This is a genomic window from Paenibacillus solanacearum (assembly GCF_910593845.1).
Taxonomy (GTDB): Bacteria; Bacillota; Bacilli; order Paenibacillales; family NBRC-103111; genus Paenibacillus_G; species Paenibacillus_G solanacearum.
Genome location: NZ_CAJVAS010000048.1, coordinates 26,231 through 45,222 on the forward strand (window position 1 = coordinate 26,231; position 18,992 = coordinate 45,222).

The 18,992-nt window shown below is 55.0% G+C and carries 15 protein-coding genes; 13 read left to right on the forward strand and 2 right to left on the reverse strand.

Features of this window, described 5'->3' with window-relative positions:
- Positions 1–292: 292 nt before the first annotated feature.
- From KXG62_RS29240 to KXG62_RS29265, 6 genes are all read left to right on the forward strand, one after another.
- Positions 293–1,624: an ABC transporter substrate-binding protein gene (locus KXG62_RS29240; protein WP_218095549.1), complete on the forward strand. Its 1,332-nt coding sequence runs from the start codon at positions 293–295 to the stop codon at positions 1,622–1,624.
- Between the two features lie 260 nt (positions 1,625–1,884).
- Positions 1,885–2,322, forward strand: coding sequence for an NUDIX domain-containing protein (locus KXG62_RS29245; RefSeq protein ID WP_218095550.1), 438 nt, complete (start codon positions 1,885–1,887; stop codon positions 2,320–2,322).
- A gap of 57 nt (positions 2,323–2,379) precedes the next feature.
- Positions 2,380–2,625, forward strand: a complete 246-nt coding sequence (locus KXG62_RS29250) for a VOC family protein (RefSeq protein WP_218095551.1) — start codon at positions 2,380–2,382, stop codon at positions 2,623–2,625.
- Between the two features lie 151 nt (positions 2,626–2,776).
- Positions 2,777–3,571 carry a Nif3-like dinuclear metal center hexameric protein gene (locus KXG62_RS29255; protein ID WP_218095552.1) on the forward strand — a complete coding sequence of 265 codons (795 nt, stop codon included), beginning with the start codon at positions 2,777–2,779 and terminating at the stop codon, positions 3,569–3,571.
- A 201-nt stretch (positions 3,572–3,772) separates the two neighbouring features.
- Positions 3,773–4,246 carry a MerR family transcriptional regulator gene (locus tag KXG62_RS29260; RefSeq protein WP_218095553.1) on the forward strand — a complete coding sequence of 158 codons (474 nt, stop codon included), beginning with the start codon at positions 3,773–3,775 and terminating at the stop codon, positions 4,244–4,246.
- Positions 4,230–4,682, forward strand: a complete 453-nt coding sequence (locus KXG62_RS29265) for a hypothetical protein (RefSeq protein ID WP_218095554.1) — start codon at positions 4,230–4,232, stop codon at positions 4,680–4,682. The genes KXG62_RS29260 and KXG62_RS29265 overlap by 17 nt, the downstream gene beginning before the upstream one ends.
- Positions 4,683–4,936: 254 nt before the next feature.
- Here the strand turns inward: KXG62_RS29265 and KXG62_RS29270 are convergent, their stop codons facing one another.
- Positions 4,937–7,072, reverse strand: a complete 2,136-nt coding sequence (locus KXG62_RS29270) for a GMC family oxidoreductase (protein ID WP_246627695.1) — start codon at positions 7,070–7,072, stop codon at positions 4,937–4,939.
- A 493-nt stretch (positions 7,073–7,565) separates the two neighbouring features.
- On the opposite strand from KXG62_RS29270, the gene KXG62_RS29275 reads away from it, so the two are divergent.
- The 5 genes from KXG62_RS29275 (at position 7,566) to KXG62_RS29295 (ending at position 16,516) form a co-directional block, all read left to right on the forward strand.
- Positions 7,566–8,339 carry a class I SAM-dependent methyltransferase gene (locus KXG62_RS29275; protein WP_218095555.1) on the forward strand — a complete coding sequence of 258 codons (774 nt, stop codon included), beginning with the start codon at positions 7,566–7,568 and terminating at the stop codon, positions 8,337–8,339.
- Positions 8,340–8,521: 182 nt separating this feature from the next.
- On the forward strand, positions 8,522–9,505 hold the full coding sequence (locus KXG62_RS29280; RefSeq protein ID WP_218095556.1) for an ABC transporter substrate-binding protein: 984 nt from the start codon (positions 8,522–8,524) through the stop codon (positions 9,503–9,505).
- Positions 9,502–10,563, forward strand: coding sequence for a FecCD family ABC transporter permease (locus KXG62_RS29285; protein ID WP_218095557.1), 1,062 nt, complete (start codon positions 9,502–9,504; stop codon positions 10,561–10,563). The genes KXG62_RS29280 and KXG62_RS29285 overlap by 4 nt, the downstream gene beginning before the upstream one ends.
- Complete coding sequence (locus KXG62_RS29290) at positions 10,560–11,591, forward strand: FecCD family ABC transporter permease (protein WP_343223542.1); 1,032 nt, start codon at positions 10,560–10,562, stop codon at positions 11,589–11,591. The genes KXG62_RS29285 and KXG62_RS29290 overlap by 4 nt, the downstream gene beginning before the upstream one ends.
- A 473-nt stretch (positions 11,592–12,064) precedes the next feature.
- Positions 12,065–16,516, forward strand: a complete 4,452-nt coding sequence (locus KXG62_RS29295) for a copper amine oxidase N-terminal domain-containing protein (protein WP_218095558.1) — start codon at positions 12,065–12,067, stop codon at positions 16,514–16,516.
- A gap of 222 nt (positions 16,517–16,738) precedes the next feature.
- Here KXG62_RS29295 and KXG62_RS29300 read toward each other — a convergent pair whose 3' ends face one another.
- On the reverse strand, positions 16,739–17,215 hold the full coding sequence (locus tag KXG62_RS29300) for a nucleoside deaminase (RefSeq protein ID WP_218095559.1): 477 nt from the start codon (positions 17,213–17,215) through the stop codon (positions 16,739–16,741).
- A gap of 281 nt (positions 17,216–17,496) precedes the next feature.
- Between KXG62_RS29300 and KXG62_RS29305 the strand changes: the two genes are divergently transcribed.
- Together KXG62_RS29305 and KXG62_RS29310 are read left to right on the forward strand one after the other, a co-directional pair.
- Positions 17,497–18,393 (forward strand): phosphotransferase, encoded by an 897-nt coding sequence (locus tag KXG62_RS29305; protein ID WP_246627696.1) that lies wholly within the window; start codon positions 17,497–17,499, stop codon positions 18,391–18,393.
- 60 nt (positions 18,394–18,453) lie between these two features.
- Positions 18,454–18,879 (forward strand): GNAT family N-acetyltransferase, encoded by a 426-nt coding sequence (locus KXG62_RS29310; RefSeq protein WP_218095560.1) that lies wholly within the window; start codon positions 18,454–18,456, stop codon positions 18,877–18,879.
- Positions 18,880–18,992 lie beyond the last annotated feature (113 nt).

The window sequence follows — 18,992 nt, forward strand, 5'->3', positions numbered from 1 at the left end:
GCATGGCAAGCGATAAATCGTTCAAGCCATTCCCCGGATAACATGAATATTGTTATATATTAGGAAAATTATGTGATTGCGAAAAGCAAAGTCATTGATTATATTCGTATCGTAAGTTGATCGATGCGCAGGAAAGAGGGACAAATTCACAAGTAGAAGGGGGTGTGCCTTGCACTTAAATTCGACGTAAAAGCGAATGAGAGAAGGCACGCAAATCGTCTACGAACAAGAGAAGCATACAACGGCCTTCGCGGTGGGTGGCGTAATCATTCCAAGGGAGGTATGGATGAAGATGAACATGAAAGTCTCCGGAAAGGTATGGTTCATTCTTTCGATGATCGTGGTGGTTATGCTAAACGGTTGCAGTAAAAATGAAAACGCTTCCAGTTTTACAGGGCAGCAGACGGGGAAAATCCCTGAAGCTAGCGTTGTCAGCACGGAGCCGGTAACGATTCGAATGTTCCAATCATCGACCGCCATTACGGATGAACATTTTAACAGCTTCTTTGTCGAACCCGTCAAGAAAAAATACCCGAATATTACGCTCGAACTGGTCAGAGGCTCCAATGCTAAAGCGACGGAAATGGTAACAGCAGGCGAATTCCCCGATTTTATTTTTACCGGCATCGGTTCGATCGACTTTTACAAATCGTTGAATTTGCCCATCGATTTGAATCCGATGATTCAAAAAAGGAATTTTAACATAGGCGATTTTAACCCACGGATCATCGATCAATTTAAGGTGTACTCGGATCATGGGGAGTTGTATGCGATCCCGTTCTTAGACAACTATTCCGCTTTGTGGTACAACCGGGATATTTTCGATCGATACGGAATGGCATACCCGAAGGACAATATGACGTGGGACGATGCGATTGCGCTTGCCAAGCAGCTCTCGGCCAAATCCTCCGGGGAAGTGACGACCCTTTGTCCGGGTGCGTTTAACCAATTTAATACGGTTTTATCGCTGCCTGTCGTTGATCCGAAGACGAATAAGGCCATTCTGGAAACGGATAAGTGGAAAATGCTGATTGACAAATTTACCGCAGTTCATCAAATTCCGGGTAATGCCTGCAAGGGGGCCACACCGGAGGCAGCCGATTTTAAGGCCGGTAAAGTCGCGATGGCTGCGATTAACGGCGGCTTAATGTCCGAATTAGAGGAGCTTCAGAAGCAAGGCTCCATGATCAACTGGGATATGGCCTCCTACCCGACATTCGCCGAGGCCCCCGGCTTGAGAAGGCGCATGGACGTTACGCTGCTGATGCTTTCGTCCACCAGCAAGCATCCCGAACAAGTATTCCAGATCATGGAGGCCGTTTCGTCGCGTGAGGAGCAGATAAAGCGCACCCGTTTGGGAAGAATGACCGCATTTAAAGACCCGGCGTTGCAAAAAGATTTTGCCGCCGATGTCAAAGTGGCCGCAGGGCGAAATATACAAAGTATATTCAAAACCCAAGCCTCTGCGGTGCCGCCGTTCACCAAGTACAACGGTCCCGCTAACTCTGCCCTGGATGCTGCTGTAAATGAAGTGCTGAAGGGAACCGATATGAACTCCGCTCTGCGGACGGCTAATGAAAAGGCAAACCAGGAAATCGCGAGGATGATCACCAGCGGGCAGTAAGGTGCCAATCCGTGAAATGGCGCTGATCTTGAAGGGACAATGGAGAAATGTATAGCTAATTCGTAACCAGGGTTGTTTCGTGGACGACGTTCAGGTTAGGAGCTGCCGCAGGGGACAGCTCCTATTTGTTTATATCAGGCTTCAACTTGAGCTGAAGTATATCAGGAGATTTCTCGAAAATGTCACCCAATTACTTCCAGTCATATGGGATAATAAGGTTGAATGGCTTGTCTCTACGATCATCGAAGGGTGGAACGGGAATGGCGCATAAACTTGCGGCTGGTGTAGTGGTAATGAAAGACAATGCGGTGCTCTTGGTAAAAGACAAATCCGGTTGGAGCTTGCCGAAGGGTACAGTCGAGTCGGGTGAAACATTTTCCGATGCTGCCGAACGGGAAGGCGGTGAAGAAACGGGCTTCCAAATCGATCTTGAGGAAGTTGCGTTCGTTACGGAATATACATCTGAAAAGTATGGACAATACCTTCAAGTGTACTATTCAGGAAAATCATCAGCGGAACAAAACGCAATAAACGACCCCGATCAGGATGTCATTGAAATTCAATTTGTAGACGTCAAGCATTTGCGCCAATATATACAGTTTCGTCCATGGATCATCCCTTTGGAAACATGGCTTCAGAGCAGAACGATGAAATACCATACATTCGATTTGGATGTTGAAGGCTTTCATATATCTTAACCGCAGTTCAAAGAATTAGAACGCCCTCCATTTCAATCCAAGGGGATATGGTATGACTTGGGCGAACAACAGTTGCACGTAGTGGAATGTCCCGAAAGCGAAACGCTTCGCACGAGCGGCATGAACACGCTGGAGGGGCACTTTTCGATATGGGTGAAAAGTTACAGCCAAACCGTGCAATGGCTGGAGAAGATGGGCATACAATACGAGATCGAGCCGAACAGCGTTGCGGGCTTTTCTCAAATTTATATACTGGACAGAGACAATAATGTCGTTGAATTTGCCGCCCCGTACAACTCGTGACGGACACTGTGAAGCCTTTTGCAGGAGCACTTCAATTTTACGCGGATGAACTAAACTAAAGTGCTCATAAATGACGAAGGAGCTGTTCGGCAGCACCGTTTAACCAGCCTTAGTTTGGGAAATACGATATTCATGCGAGGAGGTTTTGCACATGACCCTGACAGTACAGATGGTACTGAAACGTCTCATGGGGCCGGTCGGAACGCTGGAGCCGACTGTCGATACGCTGAAGAGCGGACGCTTGGATGCCGAGGTCCGCAAAGTGGCCGTGGTGTTTATGGCGACGTATGCTGCAATTCGGCAAGCGGTAGAAGCGGGTGTCGACCTGATCATCACCCACGAGCCGACGTACTACAACCATAAGGATGAAGTGGATTGGCTGACGGGAGACCCGGTGTATGAGAGGAAACGAGCGCTCATTGAGGAATCCGGCATCTCGATCTTCCGGCTGCATGATTATGTGCACCGCTACCGACCGGACGGCATCCTGATCGGCATGCTAAAGAAGCTGGGGTGGGAAGCCTACGCAAGCCCGGAGAGGATGCATCTGCTCACGGTTCCCTCCGATGAGCGGCAGACCGTCCGTACCCTCGCTGATCATTTGAAAAACAAACTCGGCATCGAGAGCTTTCTGGTGGCTGGTGAACCCGATATGCCGGTAAGGCGCTTCGGACTGCTGCCCGGTGCCTCAGGCGGACGTTCGCATATCGGCTTCATGGGAAACAAGGCTATCGACCTCCTGATCGTGGGCGAGACGAATGAGTGGGAGACGAACGAATATGTGAGAGACGCCGCCGATATGGGGCTTTCCAAGGCGTTGATTATTACCGGACATCAGAAGAGCGAGGAGGCCGGGATGTTCACGGTCGTGGAGCTGATTCGCGAAGCGTTTCCCGAGCTTCAAGTGGATTTCATCGCAAGTCCTTTGGCAGTCACGCGACTATGAAGTTCCGGGATCCGATATGTGGCGGGCGATCGAATTTTATGTTGGTCAGCTTGGTTTCTATATCGATTTAGGCAAAATCCCCTTCGGTTTGGTCAGAGAGCAGGGAAGTGTTCTTGTACCCGGCCGAAGGGCTGATGGCATGAAGGAAACTTATAAAAAACGACTTGACATTGGAGATGACTCCAATGTTATTTTGAATTCATGGAAAAATATTATTCAATACAAGACGTTTCGCAGATGCTCGGGATCTCGAAGGATACGCTTCGATACTATGACCGGATTGGAGTTGTATCGCCATCTCGGGAAGGCAATCGGTATCGCAGGTATGCCAAGGAGGACCTTGTCGACTTGATGAATATTCAAATCATGCAGTTTGCGGACTTTTCCCTTGATGAAATCAAGGGGAAGTTTGGGTTCCACAGGATGGAGAATGTGGAACCTGCCTATTGCCGGGAAGTTGCTGCGTTCCTCGATGCTAAGAAAGCAGACACGCGTAAGAAGATTGAGCATCTGGAGAAGGTCAGTCAATTGCTTGATGCGGCGGCCGAAACGCTAAGGAGCTATAGCCGTGAGAGCGATCGGCAGCTAGCGGAACTCGTTCGGGAGATTTACAGGGATATCCGAAAGAAGGATCCGGACCTATCCGAGGAGGAATGTCATGGACCTCAAGGTTAGAAACTTTTATTACTTGATTGCGGGTATACTTGCAATACTGTTTGCCGTTACGCACGCATGGAATGGGCAGGCCGCTGTACTGCCGACGCTCGGCGCGAACGCAATAGCCATGGATATCCGGACTGTGTTCATGTATGTCTGGCACATCATCACTGCGGAAAATCTGGTCTTCGGTATTTTGTTCATATTCATGTCATTCCAAAGCGAGCGATCAAAGAGCCGGCCGGTCGCATGGACGATCGTGTCACTCTTAATCGTGCGACTGCTGGTCATTGTTGGCATCACGGCATGGATTGATATTTCGGCACTTTCGGATACGTTAATCGATTCGATTGCCATCGTGTTCTATATCGTCCTCATCATTCTGGGATTAAGTAAGAAGCAAACTGTGCTCGGAAATGAATCTGTAGACTCCAGGAGAACCCGCCACAGATAGAAATAGGTTCTTCTTCCCCTGACGGATGGGCTGACGGGAGACCCGTATATGAGAAGAAACGGGCGCTCATTGAGGAATCTGGCGTCTGGTCACGCGCCTATGAAGTTCCGTGAGCGGCTTGCTTTTACTCGGGATGGAAGGCCGTATCACTTTGTCATACTTGGAGAAAAGAGAGCCGGCCGAAGCTGTTCGGGACCGGCTCATAGCTCATGGCGTAAAGGATGAGGAATTTTCCGGAAAAATTACTGCGCATCCTACCCCTGCTTCACCAGCATCTCCGTTGTACGGAAGGCGAGCGCAAGAATTGTCAGCACCGGATTAACTCCACCATTGGTGACATGCAGGGAGCCGTCGCTCACCCAGAGATTGTCGTATCCGTGGATGCGGCCGAAGCGGTCGGTGACCGAGGTGGAAGGATCGTCGCCCATGCGCAGCGTCCCGGCCTGATGCTGCCCGGCACTAAGCCCGCCTCCCGGTCGGGTTCGCCATACTTGGCGGGCGCCGGCAGCCCAGAGCCACGTCTCCGCCTGCTCTGCCAGCATGGCTGCGGCTCGAAGCGACTCGGGATGAACGCTTCCCGACAGTTGCGCAACCGGCAGGCCGAACCGGTCTTTGACTGTGGGCGAGAGGCGCACCCTGGATTCGGGCGTCGGGATCTCCTGAATCGGCCCTTGCACATGGCTTGTGCGCAAGTAACTATCGCGCATCATGATCTTGCCGGCGATTCCCCATCGTGCGGCATCCGGCGCAAGCGCCCGGTTCCAATGAATGAGCGGCAGCCGCGTGAACTCGTTGGCGAGCATCCCGCCCCCGATGATTCCATTCCCGTTGCCGTGGGCAAAGCGACAGGTGGCGATGCTCACCCCGGGCCCGAGACCGTCTTGAACCGGCTCGTCAAAGAGGGCGTACGCACCCGTGTAGACATGCCCCTGAAGATGCCTGCCCACTTGCCCGTTCCGATTGCCGATCCCGTCCGGTTCGGCCTCGCTGGCCGAATGCAGGAGCAAGCGCGCGCTTTCGATGGCACCCGCAGCGACCACCACATGTCCTGCCCGTATTTGCCGGCGCTCGAGCTTGCCGGCTAACTCCTGCACAAGGCGAACGCCAATGGCATGTTTCCCTGCTTCAGTGTCGATGCGTTCAACCATCGTATCGCAAATCAGATCGCAGTTGCCGGATTGAAGGGCTCTCAGCAGCATCGTATTGTGTCCGCCATTCTTGCTGTTGGTCGGACAAGCGAATCCGACGCATTGGCCGCAGCGCCCACAGGCGGGCCGACCGTCCCGTTCGACCGAGTTAATGAGCAGGGGGACCGGACCTGCATCCCATCCCAATTGGGCTGCCGCCCGGGCTAATCGTTCCGCCTCGAGCGTCCTTGACAGCGGCGGCATCGGATAAGGACGCCGCCGGCCCCCGCGCCCGGGATGCGCCTGAGCGTCTCCGGAAACGCCGACCTCCCACTCCGCCCGCTCGTAATAAGGCTCGAGCTCATCGTAGCGAATCGGCCAATCGCGGAGTGAACTCCCGTCCGGAATCCCGTAACGGGTTGCCATCCGGAAGTCGTCGCTATGAAATCGCCATGCTTGTGCGCCGTAGATGCGGGTTCCGCCGCCCACCGTCATTGCATTATTATGGTAATGGCCCTCATGGGGTGCGGCAATTCGCTCTTCTCCGCTACCGGAGAGGAGGGTGCGAGGGTGGCCATCCAGCGCCGGTCCCGTGTTATGGCCGTATTTGCTGAAACGATGATTGCGCGTATGATCGCTGCCGACCTCATGATATCGAAGCCAGCTGCCGCGCTCGACGACAAGAACATGAAGTCCCGCCTCGGCCAGCACTGCGGCCGCTACCGATCCTCCGGCCCCGGCTCCGACGACGATAGCATCGTATCGGTCCCGGAGCTGGTCGATCGTTCGCTGCGGAAGCTCGGTTTCCGGGACCGGTTCTTGGAGCTTGGAAACGGGTCCCGGGCGGAATCCGATCATGTCCCACGACGTCCCTTCCCGATTTCCGCCGGCATTCGGGCTTCCATAATAACCTTCGATAACCAGGCTCAAGATGGTGGAGAAGAATCGCTGCTGGGAGAGAGGAAAGTCTCGAAGACGCCCCTGCTCAAGGCCGCGTAGCAGCACGTCCTGCTCATCCGCCGACAGCTTCGACAATGGCTTGTGATGGAGAGCGAGCGCTTCCGCATCCAACGCCCGAAGCCCGGGCTCCAATACATTCGTCCATGTAGCGGCATCCTCGGATGCGCGCCGTTCCAGATAGTCCAAGACGCCGCCTTGGGTTGCAGACGGCCAAGCATCGGCCGGAATCATCCGGTCGACGACAGCCTTCACAATGGCATGCAGCTCGCCCCAACGATACTTCGAATGTTCGCGTTCCATCATGGTTCACCTGCCGATCGTATGCGGCTCATGCGATGAATGCTCCGTTTCATAGACCGTCTCTCCTTTTCCGGACTCGATCGATTTATTTCATTCCATAAATAATTTAAAGCGCTTACATTTAATACCATTACACAACAGCTGCCATGGCGCACACCGGCCTAAGGGTTAGTTTATCACGTACCGCAGGATTTCCACCAGACCTTAGAATGGTCCGGCCTTCACGAGAATCGCGTATTTCGAAGGAACTTCTCCTTACAGCCAGGGGAAGGGTATCTGCGTTTCTTCAATGATATATGAACTTGATTATAAATCAATTATACCCTTGCCTGATTTTATGGATATGGGTATGCTGAGCTTAACTTTGAGAAGAGAGCGAGTGGTTCCTATGAGAGCACATCACTATAAAACTCAAAATTATGATTTTGGCAGGACGGAAGGGTTCATTGGATAATTCGCCTTTCCGTAATAACCATTTCACGGAGGGATACGATCGATGTCTTTCAGTTTGTACGGTGAGCTTTGCACGGAGGTATATGACCTCACGAAGACAATAGGGCATTCCTTTGGCGGAGACATACAATATTATCGGGACCGATTGCAAGCTTGCGACGGAAAAATACTGGAGGCGATGGTTGGCTCCGGTCGTGTGATGATTCCGCTGCTTGAAGCAGGTCTCAACATTGACGGCGTCGACGCATCGCCTCAAATGTTGGCTTCTTGCCGTCAACGGTGCGAGGAGCGGGGACTGAATGCTCCGTTGTTTGAGGCGCGGTTGCAGGAGCTGGCGCTGCCTTATCGCTATCAAGCGATTATGATTCCGAGCGGCTCGTTTTTATTGATCGAAAAAAGGGAAGAGTCCATCGCCGTATTAGAGCGGTTTTTCGAACATTTAGAACCCGGCGGACGCCTGATCCTGGACATCTTTCTTCCCAAAGCGCTTGATTTTGAGAAAGGCAAAGTCGGAACCTCAACCTATCATTTTCCGAATGGTGACATCATTACAATGGAAGGAAAGCTGGTTGAGGCGAATCTATTCGAACAATACAAAGTATCGTATTTGAAATATGAAAAATGGCGTAACGGCGTTCTGCTTCAAACCGAGCTGCAGCGTTTTGCCTTGCGATGGTACGGTGTGGAGGAGCTGAAGCTGGTGCTTGCAGACATCGGGTTCACGAACATTACGGTGTCCGCCGATTTCGAATTTGGCAAGCCGCCTACAAATGCCAATCAAACTTACGTGTACGAGGCATCCAAACCGTTACGTTAAAGCTTCATAACTACTTCAAAAGGCTGCCTTCATATGAGGCAGTCTTTTTGGCATGAGGGAATCGTATGGCATCCATGTTTTTCTCGGCATTTCATCGTGGAAGCTATTGACAGGTGAAAGAAAAAGATATACAAATAATAATGATAATCATTATCAATTAGATAATAGAGGCGGGGATTAAGGTGGTAGCTGCGAAACAAGGACAACGTAGTTGGATTATGGCTCTATTGCTGATACTGCTGGCCATGACGGCAGCGGCATGCGGCGGGGCGGATGCCGGAGAGAGCAAGGCGGCGCAAGGGAAGCCCCAAGCGGCGCCCGTAAAGCGTACGCTTACCCATTCACTGGGGACCATTGAGGTGGATGCCGATATTCAGCGTGTGGTGACGCTGGAGCGCAGCTTTGCGGATCATCTCGTTTCGCTTGGTGTTGTGCCGGTCGGTTCGGTCGTCCGGGACGGGGGAGATTTCGAGCCGTATTTGGCCCCGCAGTTGAAAGGAACCACATCGGTAGGTCAATCCACAGCGCCGAATTTGGAGAAGATCCTGGAATTGAAACCGCAGCTGATTATCGGCACGGATACGGATCATTCCAAAAGCTATGACACGCTCAAGCAAATCGCGCCGACGCTGATTGTGAAGAGCGAGGAGATGGAGAACGATTGGCGGGCGGTGTACTTGCGTATTGCCGAGGCGATGAACAAACAGAAGAAGGCCGAAGCCGATCTGAAAGCCTTTGACGACAGGCTGGCTCAGCTCAAAACAAAGCTGGATGCGCCGATGAAAGATAAGACGGTGGTTTTCTTCAAAGTAACCGATAAAGACACGCGAGTATTGGGCAATCTGAGCCCGCTCGGGAAAATCGCATACGGCCAGCTTGGCTTGAACTATCCGAAAAGCTTGAAAGATGAGAAAAATGAAACGAAACTGGCGATTGAAGTGCTGCCCGAGCTGAATCCGCATACGATTTTCGTGATGGATACCAATGTGCCGGATTATACCAAAAAGCTGAATGAAACGCTTGCCACACCGCTTTGGAAAAATTTGCAGGCGGTGAAGGACGGCCGCGTATCGATGGTCCCGCTGCGCGCCACCAAAACCGGCTTTGGCCTGGTGATGCACCAGCAGTTTGTTGATGCTCTGGAGAAAGGGCTGCTGGGCAAATGACCGGTCAGCAGCATTCCGTATCGACGCGGCATCGCCTGCAATCGGAGAAGAGAAGGATACGTCCTTCTCTTCTTCTTTGCGGGCTGCTGCTCGCTCTCATCGTCGGAACCGCAGGCGCCGTCGTGACAGGGGCGGCATCGATTCGGCTCTCGACGGTTGCGGAAGCATTCCGCAGCTATGATCCGGAGCAGGTCAGCCACTACACGATTATGTCCGTTCGGCTGCCTCGGGCGATTATTGCGATTTTGGCCGGCGCCAGCTTCGCCATATCCGGCGCGATTATGCAGGGGATGACGCGTAATCCGCTGGCCAGTCCGGGATTAATGGGGGTATCGGCCGGATCGGGCTTTGCGATCGTGCTCGTATTCGTGGTCGCGCCTTACTTGGCCTATCACCAAATGATCGCCGTTTCGATGATCGGGGCCGCATGCGGCACGCTGCTTGTGTACGGCGTAGGCGTACTCGGCGCTGCGTCCCGCAGCCAGCAGTATCGCAATGTCAAGCTGGCGCTGGCGGGGAGCGCTGTCAGCGCCTTGCTGGGAGCTTGCGCGGAAGGGCTGCAAATTTATTACGGTCTGGCCCAAACCGTCATGCAGTGGTATACGGCGGGATTGTCCGGCGTGAAGTGGATCGATGTGCGCGTCATGCTGCCGTGGACGGCTGCCGGGGGCTGCGCGGCACTGGCCATCTCCCGCTCCTTGTCTGCTCTTGCGCTGGGAGACGAAATAGCATCCGGACTGGGACAGCGCGTTGCCCGGACCAAGTGGATCGGCGCGTGCGCGGTATTTGCTTTGACCGGCTCGGCCGTGGCGATCGTCGGCCCGATCAGCTTCATCGGACTGATGGTGCCGCATCTGGTGCGGTTTTTGATTGGCGTCAATTACCGCTGGATTATTCCGTGTGCGGGGCTTATGGGCGGCGCGCTGCTGCTGTTCGCCGATACCGCGTCGCGGCTTGTCAATATGCCCCGCGAAACGCCTGCCGGAATTATTACTGCCGTACTCGGCGTACCGTTCTTTCTATATTTGGCGCGGCAGGACGGGAGGGGAGGATTGTGAAGAGAAACGGCATGCGGCCTGCGCGGCGAATCGGTATGGCTCAATTTGCAGTTGTACTTGCGGGGCTGGCGGTCCTGCTTCTAGCCGGTTTATGGCTTAGTCTGAACAGCGGATATACCCGCCTTGCCTTTGGCGACGTCATTCAGGCGCTGCTGCGCCAAAGACCCGGCGATCCGACCATTATTATGTGGGGAATTCGCCTGCCGCGAATTGTGCTGGCCATGCTGGTCGGTGCAGGACTGGCAGCCTCCGGGGCGATCATGCAAGGCGTATCGCAAAATGCGTTGGCCGATCCGGGCATCCTTGGGGTGAATGCAGGGGCCGGACTTGGCGTTGTCGTCTACGTGACGCTGTTTTACGGAAAAGTGCAGCTGGCGCCTGTTCATGCGCTGCCGGTTGCGGCGTTCCTCGGGGCAGCGGCAGCGGCGCTAACGGTGTTTGCCCTTGCAAGGAAAAGAATGCGGATTACCCCGACCCGGCTGCTGCTTGTCGGCATGGCGACGGGAGCGGGGATTTCTGCGGCGATGCTGCTGTTTACACACCGGATGGACGCGTACAGCTACGACCTCGTGAAGGTGTGGATGTCGGGGAGCATCTGGGGGGCGAACTGGCGCTATGTTGCCGCAGCCGGGCTATGGGTTGCTCTGCTTCTGCCAGCCGCCATCTATCGCGCCGGCCGGATGAATGTATTGAACATGGGAGATGAGCTGGCGACCGGAGTCGGGCTGGCGGTGCAGCGCGAGCGTCTCATTCTGCTGCTGCTCGGTGTCGGTCTGGCCAGCAGCGGCGTTGCCGTAGCCGGGACGATCAGCTTTGTCGGCTTAATCGGACCGCATCTGGCGCGGCGGTTCGTGGGTCATAATTACCGCTTTGTACTGCCGACAGCGGCTTGTTTTGGGGCGCTGCTCGTGCTGCTGGCCGATACGATCGGGCGCACTGTTGTTCAACCGACCGAAATTCCGGTCGGAATCGTCGTAGCCGCGATTGGGGGACCTTACTTCTTGTATTTGCTCTTTTACCAGCGGTGAACCCTCCTCGACGGATAGGAATGATGCGTCCGTCTGCACCCGTAAGAACCGCCGTCCGTCTGCCCGGGAGTTAAGCCGAGTGCGTAGACGGCCGGCGCGGCGGTTGGCCCGGCACATGCGGAAGTCCGTCCGGTTGTCGGCCGTTCAGGATACGCAGCCGCGCTTGGAGAGTATGCCGCCAAGCTAGCGGCGCTGCGCGGGAGGTCTTGAAGAAATTACAGATACATCCGGTAAAAAAATGTGAATGTTCAATGGGAAATCATTCCATTACAATAGGGACACCAGTCTGCCTCAACAGCCGCGTCGAAGCTGTCGGCGATTCGGGGGTGGCGGGAATAGAAGAAGGAGGGCTGCAGTGGAAACAGCCGCTAACGGCGGCAAACGAAACGATGTGACGACGGGAAGGAGAAGTTTATGGAACGCCTGAATGTAAGCGTTTTATTGTGTCTTCATTCCAAGGAGGGAGCCTGTTCATGACAAGAACGATGGTTTTGCTGCTCGTGCTGTGCATGCTGTTCACCGGGCCCGGCTTCGGCCTTGCTCCCGCGATGGCGCAAACGGGCGAAGCAACCGCCGCCACGCAGCTGCCCGATACGAAACCGGACAAGCATTATATCGTGCTGACGGCTGCCAGCTTTGCCTCCCATCTGGGCAACTGGACCAAACCGGCCGACAAGCGGGGCAGTCCGCTCCCGGACATTCTGACGGGAGCCACCGATGGGAAGGACCACAGCGCGACGCCGGCCATGGCAAAGTACGGGATTCCGGTCGACGGCATGTACAAAATGATGGTGCATACGCGCGATTTTTCCGTTAGTCCGGGCACGCGGCCGTTCAAGCTGAAGCTGAGCGGGAGCGAGCCGGCGACCTACGGCGTTCACGGGACGGAAGGCTGGCGCTGGGAGGCCGGCGGTCCGCTGCCGATGATCCGGGGCGAATTCGACCTGGAGGCGATCGATTTCCGCGGGAACTTCCCGCGCTTCGACATGATCGTGATCACGGACGACCTGAGCTTTACGGTGGAGGACAGTCCGGCTGCGCTGCAGTGGCTTGCATCCCAATATACCTACGTGCCCGGCACAATCGTCAACGGGCAGCCCGATCCGAACCGGCCGCCGGTCGATATTGCGGTGAGACTGAACGGACAATATATTAACTTTCAAGCGCAGCCCGTTCTGGAGCAGTCGACGGTGATGGTGCCGTTTGCGGAGACGTTCGCTTCCTTGGGAGCGGCGGTTACCGTCGATGCGGCAACGTATCAGGCGACGGCAAGCAAAAACGGGAGTCGCTTTCGAGTGATCCCCGGCCAAGACTCCGCCACGATCAACGGCAAAAGCATATTGCTGGAGAAGCCGGCGATGATCCGCGGGGGCACAACGCTCGTGCCGCTCAGCTTCGTGAAGCAATATTTTGGCGCAAATACGTTTTGGGACGAAGGTGGGCGAACGGCTGTGATCGTAGCGAACATTCCGTCTAACGCGTTCTTGTTCCGGCCGGATAGCTTCGATCATTTCGGCACGTGGACGATGGAGGGCAATGTTGAAGGCGCATTCGAGAAATCGGTCCTGCGCGGACTCATTCCGGGTGCGGGCGCAACGCCGGACATGGCCGATCCGTCGGGTGCGCAGCCGGCGACCGCAGCGTTCCAGACAGAACAGGCCGGAACGTATAAAGTATGGGTGCGTTCCCGCGACTTTGCGACGAATCAGCAAGGCTCGCGATTTTTCAATGTCGGGCTGAACGGCCAAATGCTGCCGCAGCGGCTCGGCACCCACGGGCATGACGGGTTCCAATGGGCGGAAGCCGGCGTCGTCCAGCTGTTGCAAGGAACGAATACGCTGGAGCTTTACGATACGTCCGGCTTTTATGCCCGCTGCGACGCGGTGCTGCTGATGGCCGACTTGCAGGCCGTTCCGTCGGAAGATTATGCGCAAGTGCTGCGGACCGCCGTGCCGCTCGGCTCGGAGACGGAGAGCTTCCCGGCTTGGGCGCTGTCGCAGAGCGAGCCTACGCATAGCGTTACTTTGGAGAATGCCTCCACACGGGTCGTCTTTTACAAGGTCCCGACCGCCAGCGGGCAGGTGGTGCAAAATGCGGTATACGCGCGCTACGGAAACGGCTGGGTCCCGACAAAATTCCGTTCCGAGGAGCTCGGCTATCTCGTCTTGTCCGCCGACAGCAGCTCAACGGTGTCGACGTCGCAGGATATGTATTCGTTCAAGAGTAAATATACGACGGCGGGCGGCAACGATAAACTATACTCGGGCACCGATCTGTATAAGGCGGGCCGCTTCCACTGGTTTATTCCGAACGACTACGAGATGACGCCGGGCGGTGGCGTGAAATTGTTGTTCAGCGAGCCCGTGGCCGATTTCACCTCGGAATGGGAGCTGGCGGGTGATAACCCGGCACCGAAAGTAACCGTCAGCGCAACCTTCCATCAGGCCGGCACCTATTCGATCGGAGCATGGGAAGGACGTGGGTTCGCCGACGAGCAGTACGCGTTCGCGCTCGCTCCGTACCGGGTGATGGATAAGCGGATCGCCCCCAAAGCGGGACTGATGACCGAGCAATATTTGTTTACGCCGATGGGGACGCTCACGTTGAATGCCAACAATCCGTATGTGCCCGGACACGCCGTCACAAAAGGCGTCGCGGCCGAGCCGTCCTGGATTCCGCTTCGCTGGGTGTACGGCAGCAACGGCAAATTCGGCATCTCGATGCGAGGAACAGGCTACAATCCGAAAGGTTCGATCTTCGCTCCCGTGCTCGGCTCCGCCGATGCGAAATTCACCGCAGGCCAGAGCTATACGATGCAGTATCGGGTAATAAGCCGCGTATCCGACTGGTACGATACGTACAAGTTTGTAGCGCAGGACCTGTTCGGCGTTCACGACTATCGTCAGAACGTGTACGGCACGCTGAACGACGCGATATTTAACGCCCGTTCGCTGATGATGGATGACCTGCTTGGCGGGTGGGACGTCCATGACAAGGCGCATTACAATATGGAAGGGAAGAATGTGACTTCCTCCGCCAATCCGATGCAAGCGTTGCAGGAATATTTGCTCACCGAGGACAAAGACATTTTGACCCGGAGGGCGATTCCGACCTTGGCGAATTTCTTGACGCGCAAAGAGCTGCATTTCAACCGGACGCCGGAGTGGGGCGGAGTCGAGAGTTGGCAGTCGACCGATTTGCCCAAATCGATCGGATCGCCCATTAACGGCTACAACCTTAACGTTATCGGCGGCATGTACGAGATGACGCGAGGGGCCGTTCCGTATTTGTACCAATACGGGTTGGAGAAAGGCAAAGCGACGGTGACCAATGCGTACGGCTCGATACCGACGTTCGCCAACAACTTGTATTTGTATAAATACACGGGCGAGGCGCAGTATTTGACCAAAGCCCGGCAGCAGGCGCAGCAGTATGTGACCGACGCTGTCTACAAGGCCCACACGGAGCCGGTCAACTGGTCGAGTTTTATTAACATTTCGTATTATCCGAACATTTCGTCGTTAATCGACTTGTACGAGGTGACAGGCGATCCGGCCGATTTGGCCGCGGCCGAGGAAGCGGCGCGCTGGCTCACGGCCACGCTGTGGGTGCCGGGCATTGACGGCGCCAAGCGGAACCAGCCGGTAACGGTTAACGACATGACGCAGATTCGCGCCAATTTCCACTATGGCAACGAGGCGAGCCCTAATTTCTGGTGGCATGGCGACCAGCAGGAGCGGCTCGGCCGGCCGCCGGGCGAGCCCGGCAACCTCGCGAGCAACGACTTGATCGCGCAGCAGCAAACCCAGGTGCCAGGCTGGATTCCTTCCCGCGTCGGACTGGGCCTGGAGCAGTCCTCGACGTTCGGCCGCAGCTCGAACATCATCATGTCGAGCTGGACGGGCGACCTTCTGCGATTGGCCGACTATACCGGAGACAACTATTTTGCCGACGTGGCGCGTAATGCGATTGTCGGGCGATTCGCCAATTATTCGGGCTATTACCAGAACGCGATGACGACGTTCCAGCAGAAGCCGGATTATCCGCTGCAAGGACCGGATTATACGGGCATTTACTGGCACCATCTGCCGCCGTTTTTGGCGATGCTCGAAGACTTCCTGATTAACATGACGCAGCACTGGTCGGATGACCGCATCCAGTTTCCTTCGCTGCGCCAGCAAGGGTATGCCTACTTTAATTCGAATCAATACGGTCATGCCCCCGGGCACTTTTTCGACGAGCAGGAGATGTGGCTGTGGCTGGACGAGGGGATCGTGGATACGGACAGCGTACAGATCGACTGGCTGGCCGCTCGCAAAGACGGCGTGCTCGGCATCGCGCTGATCAACGAAAGCGATGCCAGCGTGACCGCGAGCGTCCAGCTTGGCAGCAAGGTGCCCGGCGGCAGCGGCTTTAACGGGACGGTCGAGCTGTACAACCCGGACGGCAGCATGACGCTCGCGAACGTCACCGCCGGCAGTTTCAACGTCACGATTCCAGCGAAAAGCTTGAAGGGCGCCGTGCTGCGCATTCCCGGCGTGCACAAGCCGGCGTTCTCGCAGCTGACGTATGCGCTGAACGGCCAGCCGCAGCTTGGGCAGACGGTAACCGAGCATACGTACGGCAAAGCGATGGTGCTGCAGATGAGTCCCGAATCGTATTACGCTTACGTCTATGTGACGGATAAGCCGGATCAGACGTCAAGCGTATCGCTCATATACAGCATCGGGAACGGACCGGAGCATACGGAGACGACGAACGTGTATCCGTACGAATTTATTATCGAGGTGCCGGACGCCTCACAGAGCTTTACGTACCGGCTGGAGGCGACGACCGCCTCGGGAACTGTAAGGAGCATTGCCGGAGGAACGATCGCGCCGCTGCAAGCCCCCGGTTCCGGCACAGGGAGCGGCGCGAATCCTTAGAAGGCATCGGTAAACGATTTTCAATCGTGTTCGGCCTTCGCTTAAGGAGAAGTAGGAGATACAAAGCGCGAGTGGCGGCCATTCCGGTCTGCTGCTCGCGTTTTTGGTTTGTGTGCGATTCTTCCGGCCGTTTTTTGAATATCGCCAGCGGGAGCTTGCGTTGAAGAGGTACTTAAAAGTGGCAGCCTTGACGTGAGTTCGCGTCCCAAGCTGCGGTATGGTTCATCGGGTATGAAACTGACGATGGAGCAGCCGGACTTGATCGGCCAGCTCGGGAACAGGGCCGTCAACAGCAGTATCGCGAATGACTTCGTGAATGGCAAGATTGCGAACGCGCGGTGCGGCAACCCCCATCTCATGAAGCCATTGCGCCAGCTGTTCGGAGGAGCTCGCGTATACGATTCGCCCCAGACCGACCCAGCCGTGGGCTGCGGCGCACATAGGACAATGTTCTCCGGAGGTATAGACCGTAGCCCCGCTCCGTTCTTCCGGTGTCATATGTTGGGCGGCCCAGCGGGCCAGCGCAAATTCAGGGTGCTGGGTGTGGTCGCCACCGGCCACATGGTTGTGATCTTCCGCAAGCACCTTGCCGTCAGTAGAGACAAGGAGCGAACCGAAGGGTTCGTCACCGGCCTCCAGCGCGGCCTTCGCCAGTTCAATACAGCGTTGCAGATGCAGCAGGTCCGTACTCGTTATCATCTTAATCCTCCTCTATGTTCTCGTCTGCAAGTGGGCAGGCTTCATCCGTCAATGTGTTGACGCTGCTTTATTTTTTGTCATATACGAAGATGCTACCATGAATGTACCCATATGAAAAATATATATATTATTGCTTTTGCTTAGGTTTTTCGTATGGGATGCCATCCACAACAGGCGCAAAGAAGTAACGATCATTTATATTCATTTTATCTCTGTCGATGCAGCAGTCCGTTGCTTACAATGGAACTATCTGATGTAAAATGTGAACGGGGAGTGTTCCAATGATGACAACCGCCGCTACGCTTCAACAGTTATTTCATGAGCCGATCGAACAGATCGCATATCTCGACCCGGGCTATTCCGGTCATGCCAGCGATGTCTGGCTGGTCAAGACGGCTTCGGAGGAGCAGGTCGTACGTGCATCCCGCTGGACTGAAGCGCCGAACCGCGAATTCTGGTGGGGATGCTTGGACCTGTTCGGGATTGATCCGAGACGCATGCTCCACTTCCAGGCGAACGCCGCCATGCTAAGCTCGATCGAGGATATTCCGGTGCCGCGAGTACAGGCGCATGTAACGATAGGGGACAAGGAATACCTCGTCATCGAGAAAATGAACGGCAGCCCATGCCCCCCTATCGCCGGGCAATCCGATAAGCTTCTGCATCAACTGGGTGTTTGGCTGGCGCGGGTACATACGCAGCGCTGCGACTACTTCGGAAACTTGGCCCTCACCCAAACGGACCGAATACAAGGCTTCCATGACCGCTTGTCCGAAACGATGCGCCAGCTCGTCGAACGCGATTATGCCGATGACAGCAAGATCACAGGAACGTTCGATGCCATGATTCGTGAGCTTAGCTCGCTTCCGGTACCGGATCACTTCTGTCCTGTGTTTATTGACCTGGACTCGTCCCAATTTCTAGTGCAGGACGGCATGCTGTCGGCGGTTGTCGATGTGGAAGCTTATGCGGTAGGTCCCCGCGAGCTTGATTTCGTTGGGCTGGAATACGTATTGGACGAACGATCGGCCGCTTCGTTTCTCGAAGGCTATTCCACCGTACTCGCACCTCCGGATATTTCGGACTACCGCATCGTATATCGCTATTTTTACAGGCTGCTGGGTGTGCAAGGGTCGGTGGATTTGGATGAATGGTTCGCGCAGCGCACATTGTTTTGATGCGCCTTGACAATAGACCGGCTGTACGCCAAAACATGCAAAATAGAGGGAGGCGAATCCATGCGTACCATCGATTACAGCCATTATTTTTGGCAGGATGAAGCGATCCGACTGCGTGCGATCCGACCGGAAGATTGGGAAGACCATTACATCAATCGATTTGATTCATCTGCACGACGCCTATTACAGTGTGAAGTCGAGCTGCCGCCGACGGCTGCGGAAGCCAAGTCATTCGCGGAGAAGTATGCCGACTTCTCATCGAACCGTCTTATGTTTACTATTGAAAGCTTGGATGGCGAGCCTGTGGGCGGAATCAATCTGAACAGCATCGACGAAAGGAACGGGACGTTCAGCATCGGAATTCAAATCGATAAAGATCATCGGGGAAAAGGATACGGCACCAGGGCCGAGGCCACTGAAGAACTTCCGTTTTTTCTACTGGCGTCCCTCATAAGTTGCAAAAAGACATCTACCTCTTTTTTTTAGGGGCGGATGTCTTTTTTTGGAGTCTCTAAATCGGTCTACTCGCAGTGTCTTTTAATCTATCAGCTTCAATATTCGCTTAAGATTTACAGCGAATATTGTCGTTGCACCTTGCA